This is a genomic window from Mycobacterium paraintracellulare (assembly GCF_000276825.1).
Taxonomy (GTDB): Bacteria; Actinomycetota; Actinomycetes; order Mycobacteriales; family Mycobacteriaceae; genus Mycobacterium; species Mycobacterium intracellulare.
This window is the reverse complement of the sequence record NC_016948.1, coordinates 2,897,912-2,915,852: the sequence shown is the minus strand read 5'-3', so window position 1 is coordinate 2,915,852 and position 17,941 is coordinate 2,897,912. Positions and strand designations below refer to the sequence as shown.

Annotated in this window: 1 protein-coding gene (only partly in view); it reads left to right on the top strand. The window is 72.5% G+C overall.

Features of this window, described 5'->3' with window-relative positions; all coding sequences use genetic code 11:
• Positions 1-17,941 carry the 3' portion of a non-ribosomal peptide synthase/polyketide synthase gene (locus tag OCQ_RS13455; RefSeq protein ID WP_041784987.1) on the top strand. Its footprint begins 13,310 nt before the window's first position, so 17,941 of the gene's 31,251 nt are visible here — the last part of the coding sequence; its start codon lies off the left edge, out of view; the stop codon is at positions 17,939-17,941.

Genomic DNA, 17,941 nt, shown 5'->3' with positions numbered 1-17,941 from the left:
CCTGACCGCGATGACCGCCGAACCCGCCCACCCGCTGTCGTCGGTGGATCTGCTCGACGAGGCCGAGCACGCCCGCCTGAAAGAGCTTGGCAACCACGCGGTTTTGACCCGGCCGGCCGGCGACGCGCCGGCGTCGATTCCGGAGCTGTTCGCCGCGCAGGCCGCGCGGGCCCCGGAATCCGTGGCGCTGGTGTGCGGCGACCTGTCGGTGACCTACCGGGAACTCGACGAGGCGTCCAACCGGTTGGCGCACTGCCTGGCGTCCGCGGGCGCGGGCCCGGGACGGGTTGTGGCGCTGCTGTTTTCGCGGTCCGCCGAAGCCGGCGCGTCGATCCTGGCCGTGCTCAAAACGGGAGCGGCCTACCTGCCGATCGACCCCTCCTCGCCGGACGCGCGCATCGAGTTCATGCTCGGCGACGCGAAACCGGTCGCCGCGGTCACCACCGCCGACCTGGCCGAGCGGCTCGACGGTCGCGGCGTGACGATCATCGACGTCGACGATCCCCGCGTCGACACCCTGCCCGACACGGCCCTGCCGGCGCCGGGGCCGGACCACCTCGCCTACCTGATCTACACCTCGGGCACCACCGGTGTGCCCAAAGGCGTTGCCATCACTCACCGCAACGTCACCCAGCTGCTGGGATCCCTGGACGCGGGCCTGCCGGCCGCGGGGGTCTGGTCGCAATGTCACTCGCTGGCGTTCGACGTCTCGGTGTGGGAGATCTTCGGCGCGCTGCTGCGCGGCGGGCGGCTGGTGGTCGTCCCCGAGGCGGTGGCGGCGTCCCCGCACGACCTGCACGACGTCCTGGTCGCCCAGCAGGTCAGCGTATTGACCCAGACCCCGTCGGCGGTGGCCATGCTCTCGCGGGAGGGGCTGGACTCCGTGTCGCTGGTGATGGCCGGGGAGGCCTGCCCGGCCGAGGTCGTCGACCAGTGGGCGCCCGGGCGGGTGATGGTCAACGCCTACGGCCCGACCGAGACCACGATGTGCGTGACCATCAGCGCGCCGCTGGCGGCCGGGACGGGGCCGGTTCCCATCGGGTCGCCGGTCCCCGGGGCGGCGCTGTTCGTGCTCGACGACGCGTTGCGGCCGGTGCCGCCCGGCGTCGTCGGCGAGCTGTACGTCGCCGGATCCGGTGTCGCCGCAGGGTATGTCGGCCGGCCCGGCCTGACCGCGTCGCGGTTCGTCGCCTGCCCCTTCGGTGGGGCCGGAACCCGCATGTACCGGACCGGCGACCTGGTCCGCTGGGAACCCTCGGGGTCCGGTGTGGGCCAACTGCTCTGCCTCGGCCGCGCCGACGAACAGGTCAAGATCCGCGGCTACCGCATCGAGCTCGGCGAAATTCAGTCCGCCCTGGCCGGATTCGACGGCGTCGCACAGGCAGTCGTCGTCGCGCGCGAAGACCGTCCCGGTGACAAGCGGCTCGTCGGCTACGTCACCGGCAGCGCCGACCCCACCCAGCTGCGCGCCGCGCTGGGCGAACGGCTGCCCGCCTTCATGGTGCCCTCCGCGGTGGTGACGCTCGACGCGATTCCGTTGACCCCCAACGGCAAACTCGACGTGCGCGCCCTGCCCGCACCGGAATACACGGCCGGTCGGTACCGCGCGCCGGAAACGCCCACCGAGGAAATCCTGGCCGGCGTCTACGCCGGAGTCCTCGGCGTCGAGCGGGTCGGGGTCGACGACTCCTTCTTCGACCTGGGCGGCGACAGCATCTCCGCGATGCGCCTGGTCGCCGCGATCAACGCCAGCCTCGAAACCGGCCTGCCGGTGCGCGCCGTGTTCGAGGCGCCTACCATCGCCCAGCTGGCCCCCCGGGTCGGTGAGGGCGGCAGCGGGCTGGAGCCGTTGACGGCCGCCGAGCGGCCGGCGGTCATCCCGTTGTCGTTCGCGCAGAACCGATTGTGGTTCCTGGACCAATTGCAAGGGCCCTCACCGGTGTACAACATGGCGGCGGCGCTGCGGCTGGACGGGCCGCTCGATGCGGACGCCCTGGGTGCGGCACTGGGCGACGTGGTGGTCCGTCACGAGAGCCTGCGCACGGTGTTCGTCGCGCCCGAGGGACTACCGCAGCAGGTGGTGATCCCCGCCGACAAGGCAGACTTCGGGTGGGAGGTCGTCGACGCCGGCACCTGGTCGGCGGACCAGCTGGACGAGGCGATCGGCGCCACCGCCCGCTACACCTTCGACCTGTCGGCCCAAATCCCCTTGCGGGCGGAGCTTTTCCGCATCCGCGACGACCGGCACGTGCTGGTCGCCGTCGTGCACCACATCGCCGCCGACGGCATGTCCCTCACCCCGCTGGTGCGTGACCTGGGCGTGGCGTATGCCGCCAGGTGCGACGGGCGCGGCCCCGACTGGTCGCCGCTGTCGGTGCAATACGTCGACTACACGCTGTGGCAGCGTGCGCAGTTCGGCGATCTCGACGACGGCGACAGCCGCATCGCCGACCAACTGGCGTACTGGGAAGAGGCCCTGGCCGGAATGCCGGAGCGGCTGCCGCTGCCCACCGACAGGCCGTACCCGCTGGTGGCCGACCAGCGCGGCGCCACGGTGGAGATCGACTGGTCGGCCGAGCTGCAACAGCGGGTCGCCGACGTGGCGCGCCGACACAACGCCACCAGCTTCATGGTGGTCCAGACCGCCCTGATGGTGCTGCTGTCGAAGATCAGCGCGAGTTCCGATGTGGCGGTGGGTTTCCCGATCGCCGGCCGCCGCGACCCCGCGCTCGACGAGCTGGTGGGGTTCTTCGTCAACACACTCGTATTGAGGGTCGATCTGGAAAATCTGGGCGGCGATCCCACCTTCGCCGAGCTGCTGTCCCAGGTGCGCCACCGCAGCCTGGCCGCCTACGAGCACCAGGACGTGCCCTTCGAGGTGCTGGTCGAGCGGCTCAATCCCGCCCGCAGCCTGAGCCATCACCCGCTGGTGCAGGTGATGCTGGCCTGGCAGAACTTCGCCGGGCAGGAGGGCGGGCCCGCCGCGGGGCTGGCCCTCGGCGATGTCGACGTCACGCCCATCCCGGTCGACACCCACACCGCCCGAATGGATTTGACGTTCTCGATGGGCGAGCGCTGGAGCGATGCGGGTGAACCCGCCGGAATCGGCGGCACCGTGGAATTCCGCACCGACGTCTTCGACGCGGACAGCATCGCGGCACTCATCGGCCGGTTGCAGCGCGTGCTGCTCGCGATGACCGCCGACCCCGCGCAGGCGTTGTCGGCGGTGGACCTGCTCGACGACGCCGAACACGCCCGACTGGACGCCCTCGGCAACCGCGCGGCGCTGACCGGACCGGCCACCGGGACGGACTCGATCCCGGCGCTGTTCGCCGCCCAGGCGGCCCGCACCCCGGACACCGCCGCGCTGGTATGCGACGGCCACTCGATGACCTACCGCGAGCTCGACGAGGCGTCGAACCGGCTCGCACACCTGCTCGCCGCCCGCGGTGCGGGCCCGGGACAGGCTGTGGCGCTGCTGTTTTCGCGCTCGACCGAGGCGATCGTCGCCATCCTTGCCGTGCTGAAGACCGGGGCGGCCTACCTGCCGATCGATCCGGCGCTGCCGGCCGAGCGGATCGGCTTCATGCTCTCCGACGCCGCCCCGATCGCCACGCTCACCAGTCCCGGGCTCGCCGACCGGCTCGAGGGCCACGACGTCACGGTCATCGCCGTCGACGATCCCGAGCTCGAAGACCGGCCCGCGACCGCCTTGCCGGCGCCGGGGCCCGACCACCTCGCCTACCTGATCTACACCTCGGGCACCACCGGTGTTCCCAAAGGCGTTGCGGTCACGCACCGCAACGTCACCCAGCTGCTGGCATCGAAAGACTCCGGGTTGCCGCGCACCGGCGTGTGGTCGCAATGGCATTCGCTGGCCTTCGACGTGTCGGTCTGGGAGATCTTCGGCGCCCTGTTGCACGGCGGCCGACTGGTCGTGGTGCCCGAATCCGTCGCGCGCTCACCGGAAGACCTGCACGCGCTGCTGGTGGCCGAGCGGGTCAGCGTCCTCAGCCAGACCCCGTCGGCGGCGGGCGCGCTCTCGCCCGCCGGCCTGGAGTCGGTCGCGCTGGTGGTCGCCGGTGAGGCCTGCCCGGCCGAACTCGTGGACCGCTGGGCGCCCGGCCGGGTGATGATCAACGCCTACGGGCCGACCGAAGCCACGGTCTACGCCGCGATCAGTGCGCCGCTGCAGGGCGGAACGGGCGCTGTAGGGCCAGTGCCGATCGGCTCCCCGGTGCCCAACGGGGCGTCGTTCGTGCTCGACGAATGGCTGCGACCCGTGCCGCCCGGCGTCGTCGGAGAGCTGTATGTCGCCGGCGCCGGCGTGGCCTGCGGCTACTGGAAGCGCGCCGCCCTGACCGCGTCGCGGTTCGTGGCGTGCCCCTTCGGCGCGCCCGGATCGCGCATGTACCGCACCGGCGACCTGGTGCGCTGGCGCGCGGACGGGCAACTGGACTACCTCGGCCGCGCCGACGAGCAGGTCAAGATCCGCGGCTACCGCATCGAGCTCGGCGACGTGCGGGCGGCGCTGTCCTGGGTGGCCGGCGTCGAGCAGGCGGTCGTCGTCGCCCGCGAGGACCGGCCGGGGGACAAGCGCCTCGTCGGTTACGTCACCGGCACCGCCGACCCGGCCGCGGTCCGCGCCGCGCTGGCCGAAAGGCTGCCGGGCTACATGATTCCGGCCGCCGTGGTCGTCATGCAGGCGCTGCCGCTGACCCCGAACGGCAAGCTGGACACCCGCGCGCTGCCCGCGCCGGAATACTCCGACGCCGACCAATACCGCGCCCCCGACAACGCCGTCGAAGAGATCCTGGCCGGCATCTACGCCCAGGTGCTCGGGCTCGAGCGGGTCGGCGTCGACGACTCGTTCTTCGACCTTGGCGGGGACAGCATTTCGTCGATGCAGGTGGTGACGCGGGCGCGCGCCGCCGGCCTGGTGTGCAAGACCCGCGACATCTTCGTCGAGCAGACCGTGGCGCGGCTGGCCCGCGTGGCCGAGGTGGTCGACGCCGACGCCGCCGTCCTCGACGAGGGCGTCGGACCCGTGGCGGCGACCCCGATCATCCGCTGGCTGCAAGACGTGGAAAGCGTTGGCGGACAGGTCGATCAGTTCAACCAGGCCATGCTGGTGCAGGCGCCTGCCGGGGTGACCGAGGCCGACGTGGTAACCATGCTGCAGGCGCTGCTGGATCGCCACCCCATGCTGCGGCTGCGCGTCGACGGCTCGGGCGTCCAGGGGTCCGGCGACTGGTCGCTGACGGTGCCCGAGGCGGGCTCGGTCGATGCGGCCGACTGCCTGCACGTGGTGGACGAGCTGTCCGACGCGGCGGTCACCGAGGCGCGGTCGCGGCTGAACCCGGCCGCCGGCGTGATGCTCAGCGCGCTGTGGGCCGGCGCCACCGGGCAGCTCGTGGTGATCGTGCATCACCTCGCCGTCGACGGCGTGTCGTGGCGAATCCTGTTGCAGGACTTGAACATAGCCTGGGCCCAGCATCACAGCGGGCGGCCGGTCGAGTTGCCCGCTGCGGGCACCTCGTTCGCGCGGTGGTCGTCGCGGCTCGCCCAGCATGCGCGCCGCCCCGACGTCGTCGATCAGGCGGAGCGCTGGACCTCGGTGGCGGCGACACCGCCGGCCCTGCCCGCGGTCCGCCCCGACGTGGACACCTTCGCCACGGCCGGACACCTCTTCATGGAGCTGGACCCCGAGACCACCGGCGCCCTGCTCGGCGAGGTGCCGTCGGCGTTCCACGCCGGCGTGCAGGACATCCTGCTGATCGCGTTCGCGTTGGCGTGCGCGGAGTTCGGCGGCGGCCGCGCGCCCATCGGCATCGAGGTCGAGGGGCACGGCCGGCACGAGGAACTGGGCCGCGACATCGACCTGTCCCAGACCGTGGGGTGGTTCACCACCAAATACCCGACGGCGCTGAACGTGCGCGGCGTCTCCTGGGGGCAGGTCGTCACCGGCGGGACCGCGCTGGGCGCGGCGCTCAAAGACGCCAAGGAACAGCTCCGGGCGCTGCCTGACCCGCTGACCTACGGGCTGCTGCGCTACCTCAACCCCGAGATCGACCTGGACGGCCCCGAACCGCCGATCGGGTTCAACTACCTGGGGCGCCAGGGCGGCGCGGGTGAGCTCACCGCCGACATGTGGCGGCCCGTGCCGGACGGCTGGTCGGTCACCCGCGCCGCCGCGTCGACAGCCATGCCGTTGATGCACACCCTCGAACTCAACGCGGCCACCGTCGACTCCGCGGACGGCCCACGCCTGCACGCCAACTGGACCTGGGCGCCGTCGGCGCTCGACGACGAACAGGTCGCCCGGCTGGGCCGGTTGTGGTTCGCGGCGCTCGCCGGCATCTGCGCCCACGTGCGCTCCGGCGGCGGCGGATTGACGCCGTCGGACATCGCGCCCGCGCGGCTGAGCCAACAGCAGCTCGATCAGCTTGCGCGCCAACACCGTATCGCCGACGTGCTGGCGTTGACCCCGGTTCAGCAGGGTCTGCTGTTCCACGCCAACACCGCGCCGGCGACCGACGACCTGTACGCGGGACAGCTGAACATCAGCATCGCCGGCCCGCTCGACCCGAACCGCCTGCGCGACGCCGTGCACACTGTCGTGAGCCGGCATCCGAACCTGGTGGCCCGCTTCTGCGACCGGTACGACGAGCCGGTCCAGATCATCCCGGCCGATCCCGCGCTGGCCTGGCGGTACCTCGAGCTGGATGGCACCGACACCGACGCGATCGAGCGCCTGTGCGCCGCCGAACGCGCGGCCGTCTGCGGCGACCTCGCCGAGCAGCCCGCGTTCCGGGTGGCGTTGGTACGCACCGCATCCGAGCGCTACCGGCTGGTGCTGACCAACCACCACATCGTGCTCGACGGCTGGTCGATGCCGATCCTGCTCGGCGAGATCTTCGCCGCCTACTACGGGCAGCGGCTGCCGGCGGCGGCGCCCTACCGAAGCTTCGTCAGCTGGCTGGCCGACCGCGACCTCGACGCCGCCCGGGCGGCCTGGGGCGAGGTGTTCGCCGGCTTCGACACCCCCACCCTGGTCGGGCCCCAGGACCGGACGGAGCTCGGCCGGCAAAGCGTCGAATCATTCGCGCTGCCCGCCGACCTCACCCAGGCCGTCGCCGACCTGGCGCGCTCCTGCCACACCACCGTCAACACCGTGCTGCAGGCCGCCTACGCGCAACTGCTGGGCGGGCTGACCGGCCAACGCGATGTCGTGTTCGGCACCACGGTGTCTGGCCGTCCCGCCGAAATCGCCGGCGCGGACACCATGGTGGGCCTGCTGATCAACACCGTGCCGGTGCGGGCGAACATCGGCGCCGCCACCACCACCGCCGACCTGCTCGACCAGCTGCAGGGCGCGTACAACCACACGCTCGACCACCAGCACCTGGCGCTCAACGAGATTCACCGCATCACGGGGCAGGACGCGCTTTTCGACACCCTGTTCGCCTACGAGAACTACCCGATCGACGCCAGCGCGCTGTCGGGCAACCACGAACTCGCCGTCACCGACATCAGCAGCCGCGAATCCACCCACTACCCGCTGACGGTGCAGGCCCAGCCCGGTCGCGAGATGCGCCTCCAAGTCGAATACGACACAGACGTTTTCGACGCGGCACGGATCGCGACGCTGATCGAACGATTGCGGCGAGTGCTGGCCGTCATGACCGCCGACCCCGCGCGGCGGCTGTCGTCGATCGACCTGCTCGAGCCCGCCGAACACGACCGGCTGGACGCGTGGGGCGACCGGGCCATCCTGACCCAGCCCGGCACGCCGGCGTCCATCCCGGAGTTGTTCACCGCCCAGGCGGCGCGCACCCCGCACGCGCCGGCGGTGACCTACGAGGGCCGGTCCATGACCTACCGCGAGCTCGACGAGAGCTCGAACCGGCTGGCGCACTTGCTGATTGACCGCGGGGTGGGCCCCGGCGAGTCCGTGGCGCTGCTGTTCGGAAAGTCGGCCGACGCGATCGTGGCCATCCTAGCGGTACTGAAGACCGGCGCGGCCTACCTGCCGATCGACCCGGCCCTGCCGGCGGCCCGCATCGAGTTCATGCTCGGCGACACCGCGCCCATGGCCGCACTCACCGTCGCCGCGCTCGCCGACAAGCTCGACGGCCACCACCTGATGGTCATCGACATCCACGACCGCGCCGTGGCCCGCCAGCCCGTCACGGCGCTACCGGCGCCGGCACCCGAACACGTCGCCCACATCATCTACACCTCCGGCACCACCGGCGTGCCCAAAGGCGTTGCGGGGAGCCACCACAACGTGACCCGGCTGTTCGACGCGCAGGCCGTCGGCGTCGAATTGTCGGCCGACCAGGTGTGGACGCAGTTCCATTCGTACGCCTTCGACTTCTCGGTGTGGGAGATCTGGGGTGCGCTGCTGCACGGCGGGCGCCTCGTCGTGGTCCCCGATTCGGTGGCCCGCTCGCCGATGGACTTCCACGCCCTGCTGGTCGGCGAGAAGGTCACCGTCTTGAGCCAAACCCCGTCGGCGGTGCGGATGCTCTCGCCGCAGGGACTGGATGCCGCGGCGCTGGTGATCGGCGCGGAGCCCTGCCCGCCGGAACTGGTGGACCGCTGGGCGCCCGGGCGGGTGATGGTCAACGTCTACGGCCCGACCGAGGCCACGATCTTCTCGACGACGAGCACGCCGTTGAGCGCGGGTTCGGGTGCGCCCCCGATCGGCTCGCCGGTCCCCGGGGCCGGGTTGTTCGTGCTCGACGGGTGGCTGCGCCCGGTACCGGCCGGCGTGGTCGGCGAGCTGTACGTGGCCGGGCGCGGCGTGGGCTACGGCTACTGGAAGCGGTCCGGGCTGACCGCGTCGCGGTTCGTGGCGTGCCCGTTCGGCGAGCCGGGATCCCGCATGTACCGCACCGGCGACCTGGCGCGCTGGGGCACGGACGGCCAGCTGCAATACCTCGGCCGCGCCGACGAGCAGGTCAAGATCCGCGGCTACCGCATCGAGGTCGGCGAGGTGCGTTCGGCGCTGGCCGCGCTCGACGGGGTGGACCAGGCCGTCGTCGTCGCCCGCGAGGACCGCCCCGGTGACAAGCGCCTCGTCGGCTACATCACCGGACCCGCCGACCCGGCCGGCGCGCGCGCCGAGCTGGCCGAGCGGTTGCCGGCCTATATGGTTCCGGTGGCCGTGGTGGCGCTCGACGCGCTGCCCATGACCGTCAACGGCAAGCTCGACACCCGCGCCCTGCCGGCGCCCGAATACTCCGCCGCCGGGTATCGCTCGCCGACCACCCCCACCGAGGAGATCCTGGCCGGCATTTACGCCCACGTGCTCGGCGTCGAGCGGGTCGGGGTCGACGACTCCTTCTTCGACCTCGGCGGCGACAGCATCTCGGCGATGCGCGTCATCGCGGCGATCAACAGCGCCATGGACACCGGCGTTCCGGTGCGCGTCATCTTCGAGGCGCCCACCGTCGCCCAGTTGGCGCCGCGCATCGGGGAGGACACGGGCCGGCTGGACCCGCTGGTGGCGGGCGCCCGGCCGGCGGTGATCCCGCTGTCGTTCGCCCAGAGCCGGCTGTGGTTCCTCGACCAGCTGCAGGGACCGTCCCCCGTCTACAACATGGCCGCGGCGCTGCGGATGCACGGGCGGCTCGACGCGCACGCGCTCGGCGCCGCGCTGGCCGACGTGGTGGCCCGCCACGAGAGCCTGCGGACGGTGTTCGCCGCGCCGCAGGGAACACCCCAGCAGGTGGTGCTCCCCGCCGAGCGGGCCGATCTGAGCTGGCGGATGGTCGACGCCCGCGGGTGGTCGGCCGGCCGGCTGCGCGAGGCCATCGACATCGCCGCCGCCGAAACCTTCGACCTGGCGACCCAAATCCCGCTGCGCGCTTCGCTTTTCCGCGTCGCCGAGGACGAACACGTGCTGGTCGCCGTGGTCCACCACATCGCCGCGGACGGCTGGTCGCTGCGACCGCTGGTGCGCGACCTGGGCATGGCGTACGCCAGCCGGTCCGCCGGGCGGGCCCCCGACTGGGAGCCCCTGCCGGTGCAATACGTCGACTACACCCTGTGGCAGCGCGACCAGTTCGGCGAGCTGGCCGACAGCGGCAGCCGCATCGCCGAGCAGCTCGCCTACTGGCAGGAGGCGCTGGCCGGCATGCCCGAGCGGCTTCAGTTGCCCACCGACCGGCCCTACCCGCAGATCGCCGATCAGCGCGGCGCGGCCGTCGAGGTCGACTGGCCGGCGGACCTGCAGCAGCAGGTCGCCGGGCTGGCCCGCGAGTACAACTCGACCAGCTTCATGGTGGTGCAGGCCGCCCTGGCGGTGCTGCTGTCGAAGATCAGCGCCAGCACCGACGTGGCGGTGGGCTTCCCGATCGCCGGGCGGCGCGACCCCGCCCTCGACGAGCTGGTCGGCTTCTTCGTCAACACCCTGGTGCTGCGGGTCGACCTGGCCGGCGATCCCTCCTTCACCGACCTGCTCGCCCGGGTGCGCGCCCGCAGCCTCGAGGCGTTCGAGCACCAAGACGTGCCCTTCGAGGTGCTGGTCGAGCGGGTGAACCCGGCGCGGAGCCTGAGCCATCACCCGCTCGTGCAGGTGATGCTGGCCTGGCAGAACTTCGCCGGCCAGGACGGCGACCCCGGTGCCGGGCTGGCCCTGGGCGACGTGCGGGTCACCTCGATCCCGCTGGACACCCAGGTGGCCCGCATGGACCTGGTGTTCTCGCTGGCCGAACGCTGGACCGACGGCGACGAGCCCGCCGGGATCGGCGGGCGGGTCGAGTTCCGCACCGACGTGTTCGACGCGGACAGCATCCGGGCGCTGATCCGGCGGCTGGAACGAGTCCTGACGGCGATGACCGCCGACCCCACCCGCCCGATGTCGTCGGTGGACCTGCTCGACGCGGCCGAGCACGCCCGGCTGGACGCCCTGGGCAACCGCGCCGTGCTCACCGCACCGGCGACCGAGGCCGGCTCGATCCCGGCGCTGTTCGCCGCGCAGGCGGCGCGCACCCCCGACGCGGTGGCCCTGAGCTTCGAGGGCCGCTCGTGGACCTACCGCGAGCTCGACGAGGCCGCCAACCGCCTCGCGCACCTGCTCGCCGGCTTCGGCGTGGGGCCCGGCGAGCGGGTGGCCCTGCTGTTCGGCCGGTCGGCCGACGCGATCGTCGCGATCCTCGCGGTGCTCAAGTCCGGCGCCGCGTACCTGCCGATCGACCCGGGGCTGCCGGCCGAGCGGATCGGGTTCATGCTCTCCGACGCCGCGCCGATGGCCGCGATCAGCACGGGCGAGCTCGCGGCGCGGCTGCGCGGGCATCACGTCGTCGTCCTCGACGTGAACGACCCGGCGATCGACGCCCAGCCGGCCACCGCTCTGCCGGCGCCGGACGCGGACGACATCGCCTACCTGATCTACACCTCGGGCACCACCGGGGTGCCCAAAGGCGTTGCGGTGAGCCACCGTAACGTCGCCCAGCTGCTGGCAGCCCAGGACTCGGGCCTGCCGCGCGAAGGCGTGTGGTCGCAGTGGCACTCGCTGGCCTTCGACGTCTCGGTCTGGGAGATCTTCGGCGCGCTGCTGCACGGCGGGCGGCTGGTGGTCATCCCGGACTCGGCGGTGCGATCCCCGCGGGACTTCCACGCGCTGCTGGTCGACGAACGGGTCAGCGTGATCAGTCAGACCCCGTCGGCGGCGGGCGTGCTGTCGCCCGAGGGGCTCGAATCGGCCACCCTGGTGGTCGCGGGGGAGGCCTGCCCGACGGAGCTGGTGGACGCCTGGGCGCCGGGACGGGCGATGATCAACGCCTACGGCCCCACCGAGGCGACGGTGTACGCGGCGGTCAGCGCGCCACTCAAGGCCGGATCGAACGTCGTTCCCATCGGATCGCCGGTGCCCGGCGCGGGGCTGTTCGTGCTGGACGAGTCGCTGCGGCCGGTGCCGCAAGGCGTCGTCGGCGAGCTGTACGTGGCCGGCGCCGGCGTGGCCTGCGGCTACTGGAAGCGGTCCGGCCTGACCGCGTCGCGGTTCGTGGCGTGCCCGTTCGGGGCGCCCGGATCGCGCATGTACCGGACCGGTGACCTGGTGTGCTGGGGCTCCGACGGGCAGCTGCAGTACCTGGGCCGCGCCGACGACCAGGTCAAGGTCCGCGGCTACCGCATCGAACTCGGCGAGGTGCGTTCGGCCCTCGCCGCCCTCGACGGGGTGGACCAGGCCGTCGTCATCGCGCGCGAGGACCGTCCCGGCGATAAGCGTTTGGTCGGCTACGTCACCGGCGCAGTGGACCCGGCCCAGCTGCGCGCCCGGCTGGGCGATCGGCTCCCGGCCTACATGGTCCCGGCGGCGGTCGTGGCGCTCGACGCGCTGCCGCTGACCCCCAACGGCAAGCTCGACGCGCGGGCCCTGCCGTCACCGGAATACACCGACGCCGATCGCTATCGCGCCCCCCAGACCCCGGTCGAGGAGACCCTGGCCGCCATCTACGCCCAGGTCCTGGGGGTCGAGCGGGTCGGGGCCGACGATTCGTTCTTCGACCTGGGCGGGGACAGCATTTCCTCGATGCAGGTGGTGACCCGGGCCCGGGCCGCGGGCCTGGCGGTGCGGACCCGCGACATCTTCACCGAGCAGACCGTGGCCCGGCTGGCCCGGGTGGCCGTCGCGGCCGACGGCGAGGACGGCGTGGTCGACGAGGGCACCGGGGCGATCACCGCCACCCCGATCATCCGCTGGCTGCGCGGGGTGGAAAGTGCGGGCGGTCCGGTCGACCAGTTCAACCAGACGATGGTGCTGCAGGCCCCCGCCGGGGTCACCGAGGCCGACGTGGTGACCGTGTTGCAGGCCCTGCTGGATCGGCACGCCATGCTGCGCCTGCGGGTGGACCGCCATTCGGACGACGACGCCGGCGAGTGGTCGCTGCAGGTGCCCGAGCCGGGCTCGGTGGACGCCGCGCACCGCGTGCTCTCGGTGGACGAACTGACCGACGCGGCGGTCGTCGAGGCGCGGTCCCGGTTGAACCCGGCCGCCGGGGTGATGCTCAGCGCGCTGTGGGTCGCACCCACCGGCCAGCTGGTGCTGATCGTTCACCACCTGGCCGTCGACGGGGTGTCCTGGCGGGTCCTGCTGGAAGACCTCAACATCGCCTGGGGCCAGCACCACCACGGGCAGCCGGTGGCGCTGCCCACCGGCGGGACGTCGTTCGCCCGCTGGGCGTCATTGCTGGCCGAGCGCGCGCACGCGCCCGCGGTGACCGAGCGGGCCGAAGCCTGGCGTCGGGTCGCGGCGACCCCGCCCGCGCTGCCGGCCGTGCGTCCCGGCCTGGACACCTACGAGACCGCCGAGAACCTGTCGGTGCTGCTGGACGTCGAGACCACCCGCACGCTGCTCGGCGAGGCGCCGGCCGCCTTCCACGCCGGGATCAACGACATCCTGCTGGCCGGGTTCGCGCTGGCCTGGGCGGAATTCCTGGGCAACGCGGGCGCCCCGATCGGCATCGACGTCGAGGGCCACGGCCGCGACGAGGAGCTGGCCGCCGGCGTGGACCTGTCCCGCACCGTGGGCTGGTTCACCGCCAAATACCCGGTGGCCCTCAACGTCGGCGGCCTGTCCTGGGCGGACGTCGTGGCCGGCGCGCCGATCCTGGGCGCGCTGCTCAAAGACGCCAAGGAGCAGCTGCGCGCCCTGCCCGACCCGCTGACCTACGGGTTGCTGCGCTACCTGAACGACGAGGTCGACCTGGACGGCCCCGACCCGACGATCGGGTTCAACTACCTCGGCCGGCTGGGCGGGGCGGCCGCCGAACTTTCCGACGAGCTGTGGCGGATCAGCCGGGACGGCTCGGCGGCCACCGCCGCCAGCACCGCGGTGCCCATGCCGCTGATGCACACCGTGGACCTCAACGCCGGCACCATGGACACCGAGGACGGCCCCCAGCTGCACGCAACCTGGACGTGGGCGCCCTCGGCGCTCGACCGCGAGCAGGTGGCCCGGCTGAGCACGCTGTGGTTCCAGGCGCTGGCCGGCATCTGCGCGCACGTGCGCGACGGCGGCGGCGGACTGACCCCGTCGGACATCGCGCCGGCCCGGCTGAACCAGCCGCAGATCGACCAGCTCGAGCGGACCCACCGGGTGGCCGACGTCCTGCCGCTGACCCCGTTGCAGGAGGGGCTGCTGTTCCACGCCACCACCACGCGGGGCTCCGACGACCACCTCTACGTGGTCCAGCTGGACCTCAGCCTCGCCGGTCCGATCGACCGCGACCGGCTGCGCGACGCGATGCACGCGGTGATCATCCGGCATCCGCACCTCGTCGCCCGGTTCAGCGACCGGTTCGACGAGCCGGTGCAGATCATCCCCGCCGACCCGGCGATGGCCTCGCGCTACCTCGAGGTCGCGGCCAACGGGTCCGAACCCGAGGAGCAGATCCAGCGCCTGTGCGCGGCCGAACGCGAAGCCGTCTACGACCTGGCCGACGAGCCCGCCGTGCGGGCGGTGCTGATCCGCACCGGGCAGGACCGGCATCGGCTGGTGCTCACCATTCATCACATCGTGCTCGACGGCTGGTCGGTCCCGATCCTGCTGAACGAGACGTTCGCCTGCTACACCGGCCAGCGCCTCCCCGCGCCCCCGCCCTACCGCAGGTTCGTCGCCTGGCTGGCCGAACGCGACCGCGACGCCGCGCGCGAGGCCTGGGCCGGGGTGTTCGACGGCTTCGACACCCCGACGCTGGTCGGCCCGCCGCACCAGCCGGAGCCGGGCGCCCGGGGCGTCCAGTCGTTCGCGGTCCCCGCGGGGATCACGGCCGCGCTCGGCGAGCTGGCCCGCTCCAGCCACACCACCGTCAGCACCGTGCTGCACGCCGCGTGGGCGCAGCTACTGGCGTGGCTGACCGGCCAGCACGACGTCGCGTTCGGCACCACCGTCTCGGGCCGGCCCGCCGACGTCCCCGGCGCCGACGCGATGGTGGGCCTGATGATCAACACCGTCCCGGTGCGCGCGCGCATCGCGGCGGCGACCACCGCGGCCGACCTGCTGGCCCAGCTGCAAGGCGCGCACACCGAGACCCTCGACCACCAGCACCTGGCACTGAGCGAGATCCACCGAATCACCGGTCAGGACAAGCTGTTCGACACCCTGTTCGCCTACGAGAACTACCCGCTGGACACATCGGCGATGGCCGTCGACCACGAGCTGGGCATCACCGACGTCAACATGTTCGAGCGCAACCACTACCCGTTGACGATGCAGGCCGCGCTGTCCGGCGAGGAACTGGGCCTTCGGGTCGAATACGATGCCGCCGTCTTCGACGCGCACACGATCGGCGCGCTGGGCGAGCGGTTCGAGCGGGTGCTGGTCGCGATGACCGCCGATCCCGCCCGGCCGCTCTCGTCGGTGGACCTGCTCGACGGGTCCGAACACGCGCGCCTCGACGAGGTCGGCAACCGGGCGGTCCTGGCCCGCGCGCCGCTCGAATTCCCGTCGATTCCGGCGTTGTTCGACGCGCACGTCGCCGGGACGCCGGACGCGGTGGCGGTCAGCTGGGGCGACCTGTCGATGACGTACCGCGAACTCGACGACGCCGCCAACCGGCTGGCGCACCTGCTGACCGGCCACGGCGCGGGCCCGGGACAGGCTGTGGCCCTGCTGTTTTCGCGCTCGCCACAGGCGATCGTCGCGATCCTGGCGGTGCTCAAGACCGGCGCGGCGTACCTGCCGATCGACCCGGCGGCGCCCGCCACCCGGATCAGATTCATGCTCGAGGATTCCGCGCCGGTCGCGGCCGTCACCACCACGGGCCTGCGCTCGCGGCTGGACGGGTGCGACGTCACCGTCATCGACATCGAGGACGCACCGACCGACACCGCAGCGGGCACGCCGTTGCCGGCGCCCCCGCCCGACGGCATCGCCTACATCATCTACACCTCGGGCACCACCGGCGTTCCCAAAGGCGTTGCGATCACTCATCGCAACGTGACGCAGCTGCTGGAGCCGTTGGATGCGGGCCTGCCGCGAGCCGGCGTGTGGACGCAAAGCCACTCGTACGCGTTCGACGTCTCGGTGTGGGAGATCTTCGGCGCGCTGCTGCGCGGCGGGCGGCTGGTGGTGGTGCCCGAGTCGGTGGCGCGCTCGCCGCAGGACTTCCACGACCTGCTGGCCGCGGAGCGGGTCAGCGTGCTGACCCAGACGCCCTCGGCGGTGGCGATGCTGTCCCACGAAGGGCTGGAATCGGTGTCGCTGGTGATGGCCGGGGAGGCCTGCCCGCCCGAGGTGGTGGACCGGTGGGCGCCGGGACGGGTGATGGTCAACGCCTACGGCCCGACCGAGACGACGATGTGCGTGGCGATCAGCGCGCCACTGACGGCGGGATCCGGGACGCCGCCGATCGGTTCGCCGGTGGACGGCGCGGCGCTGTTCGTGCTCGACGGCTGGTTGCGTCCCGTCGCCGCAGGCGTCGTGGGGGAGCTGTACGTGGCCGGCGACGGGGTGGCCGCGGGTTACGTCGGCCGGTCCGGGCTGACCGCGTCGCGGTTCGTGGCGTGCCCGTTCGGGGCGCCCGGGTCGCGCATGTATCGCACCGGGGACCTGGTGTGCTGGACAACGGACGGCCAGCTGCAATACCTGGGCCGCGCCGACGAGCAGGTCAAGATCCGCGGCTACCGCATCGAGCTCGGCGAAGTCCAGACCGCGCTGGCCGCGCTGGAGGACGTCGACCAGGCGGTGGTGATCGCCCGCGAGGACCGCCCCGGCGACAAACGACTGGTGGGGTACATCACCGGAACCGCCGACCCGGGCGAGGCGCGCACCGCGCTGGCCCAACGGCTGCCGGGCTACATGGTGCCGGCGGCCGTGGTCGGGCTCGACGCGCTGCCGCTGACGCCCAACGGCAAACTCGACACCCGCGCGCTGCCGGCGGTGCAGTACACCGGCAGCGGGTACCGGGCCCCGTCGAACGCGCTCGAGGAGGCGCTGGCCGCGGCCTTCGCGCGCGTGCTCGGCGTTCAGCGGGTCGGGGTCGACGACTCGTTCTTCGACCTGGGCGGCGACAGCATTTCCGCGATGCGTCTCGTCGCGGCGATCAACACCGGCCTGGGTGCCGATCTCCCGGTGCGCACCTTGTTCGACGCGCCCACGGTCGCCGGGTTGGGTCAGCGACTGCGCACCCCCACGACGGACGCGCACGAGGTGGTTCCGGTGCAGACCCTCAAGCAGGGGGCCGGCGGTGTCCCGCTGTTCTGCGTGCATCCCGCCGGCGGGGTGAGCTGGCCGTATCAGGTGCTCGGAAACCACCTCGACTGCCCGATCATCGGGATCCAGCAGGTCCCGCGCAACGGCGACGGCGGCCCGCGGTCCATCCGGGCGATGGCGCAGACCTATGCCGACCGGATCCAGCACGCCTATCCCGAGGGTCCCTACAACCTGCTGGGCTGGTCGTTCGGTGGGGTCGTGGCCCACGAGGTCGCCATCGAGCTGCAGCGGCGCGGGTGCGAGATCGGGCGCCTGATCCTGCTCGACGCCCAACCCGGCCTCGACGGCGGCGTGGCCGTGAGCGAGCACGCCCAGGGCGAGCAGAGGGTGCTCGAAGAAGTGTTGCGGGCCAACAACATCGGCCCCGGCGAACAGGACGGACACGCCGACGAACGCCGGCCGCCCAGCAAACCGCTCGTCGCGCAACTGCTGAGCAACCTCAACGACAACATCGAGCTCTATCGCCGCCACGAGCCGGGGCGCTTCGAGGGGGAGATCACCGTGTTTTCCGCGGCCCGCGACGACGGCGATCGCGGCGCGCGGCTGTCCCGATCGTGGGCGCCCTACGCGTCCGGCCACATTGCGGTGCACGCGATCGACTGCACGCACCACGACATGCTGACCGCCGAATCGGTGGCGAGGTACGGCGAGCGGCTGCGCGACCTTCTGGGCGCGACGATGCGAGCCACCTCACACTCGCGGCGATCGCAGTGA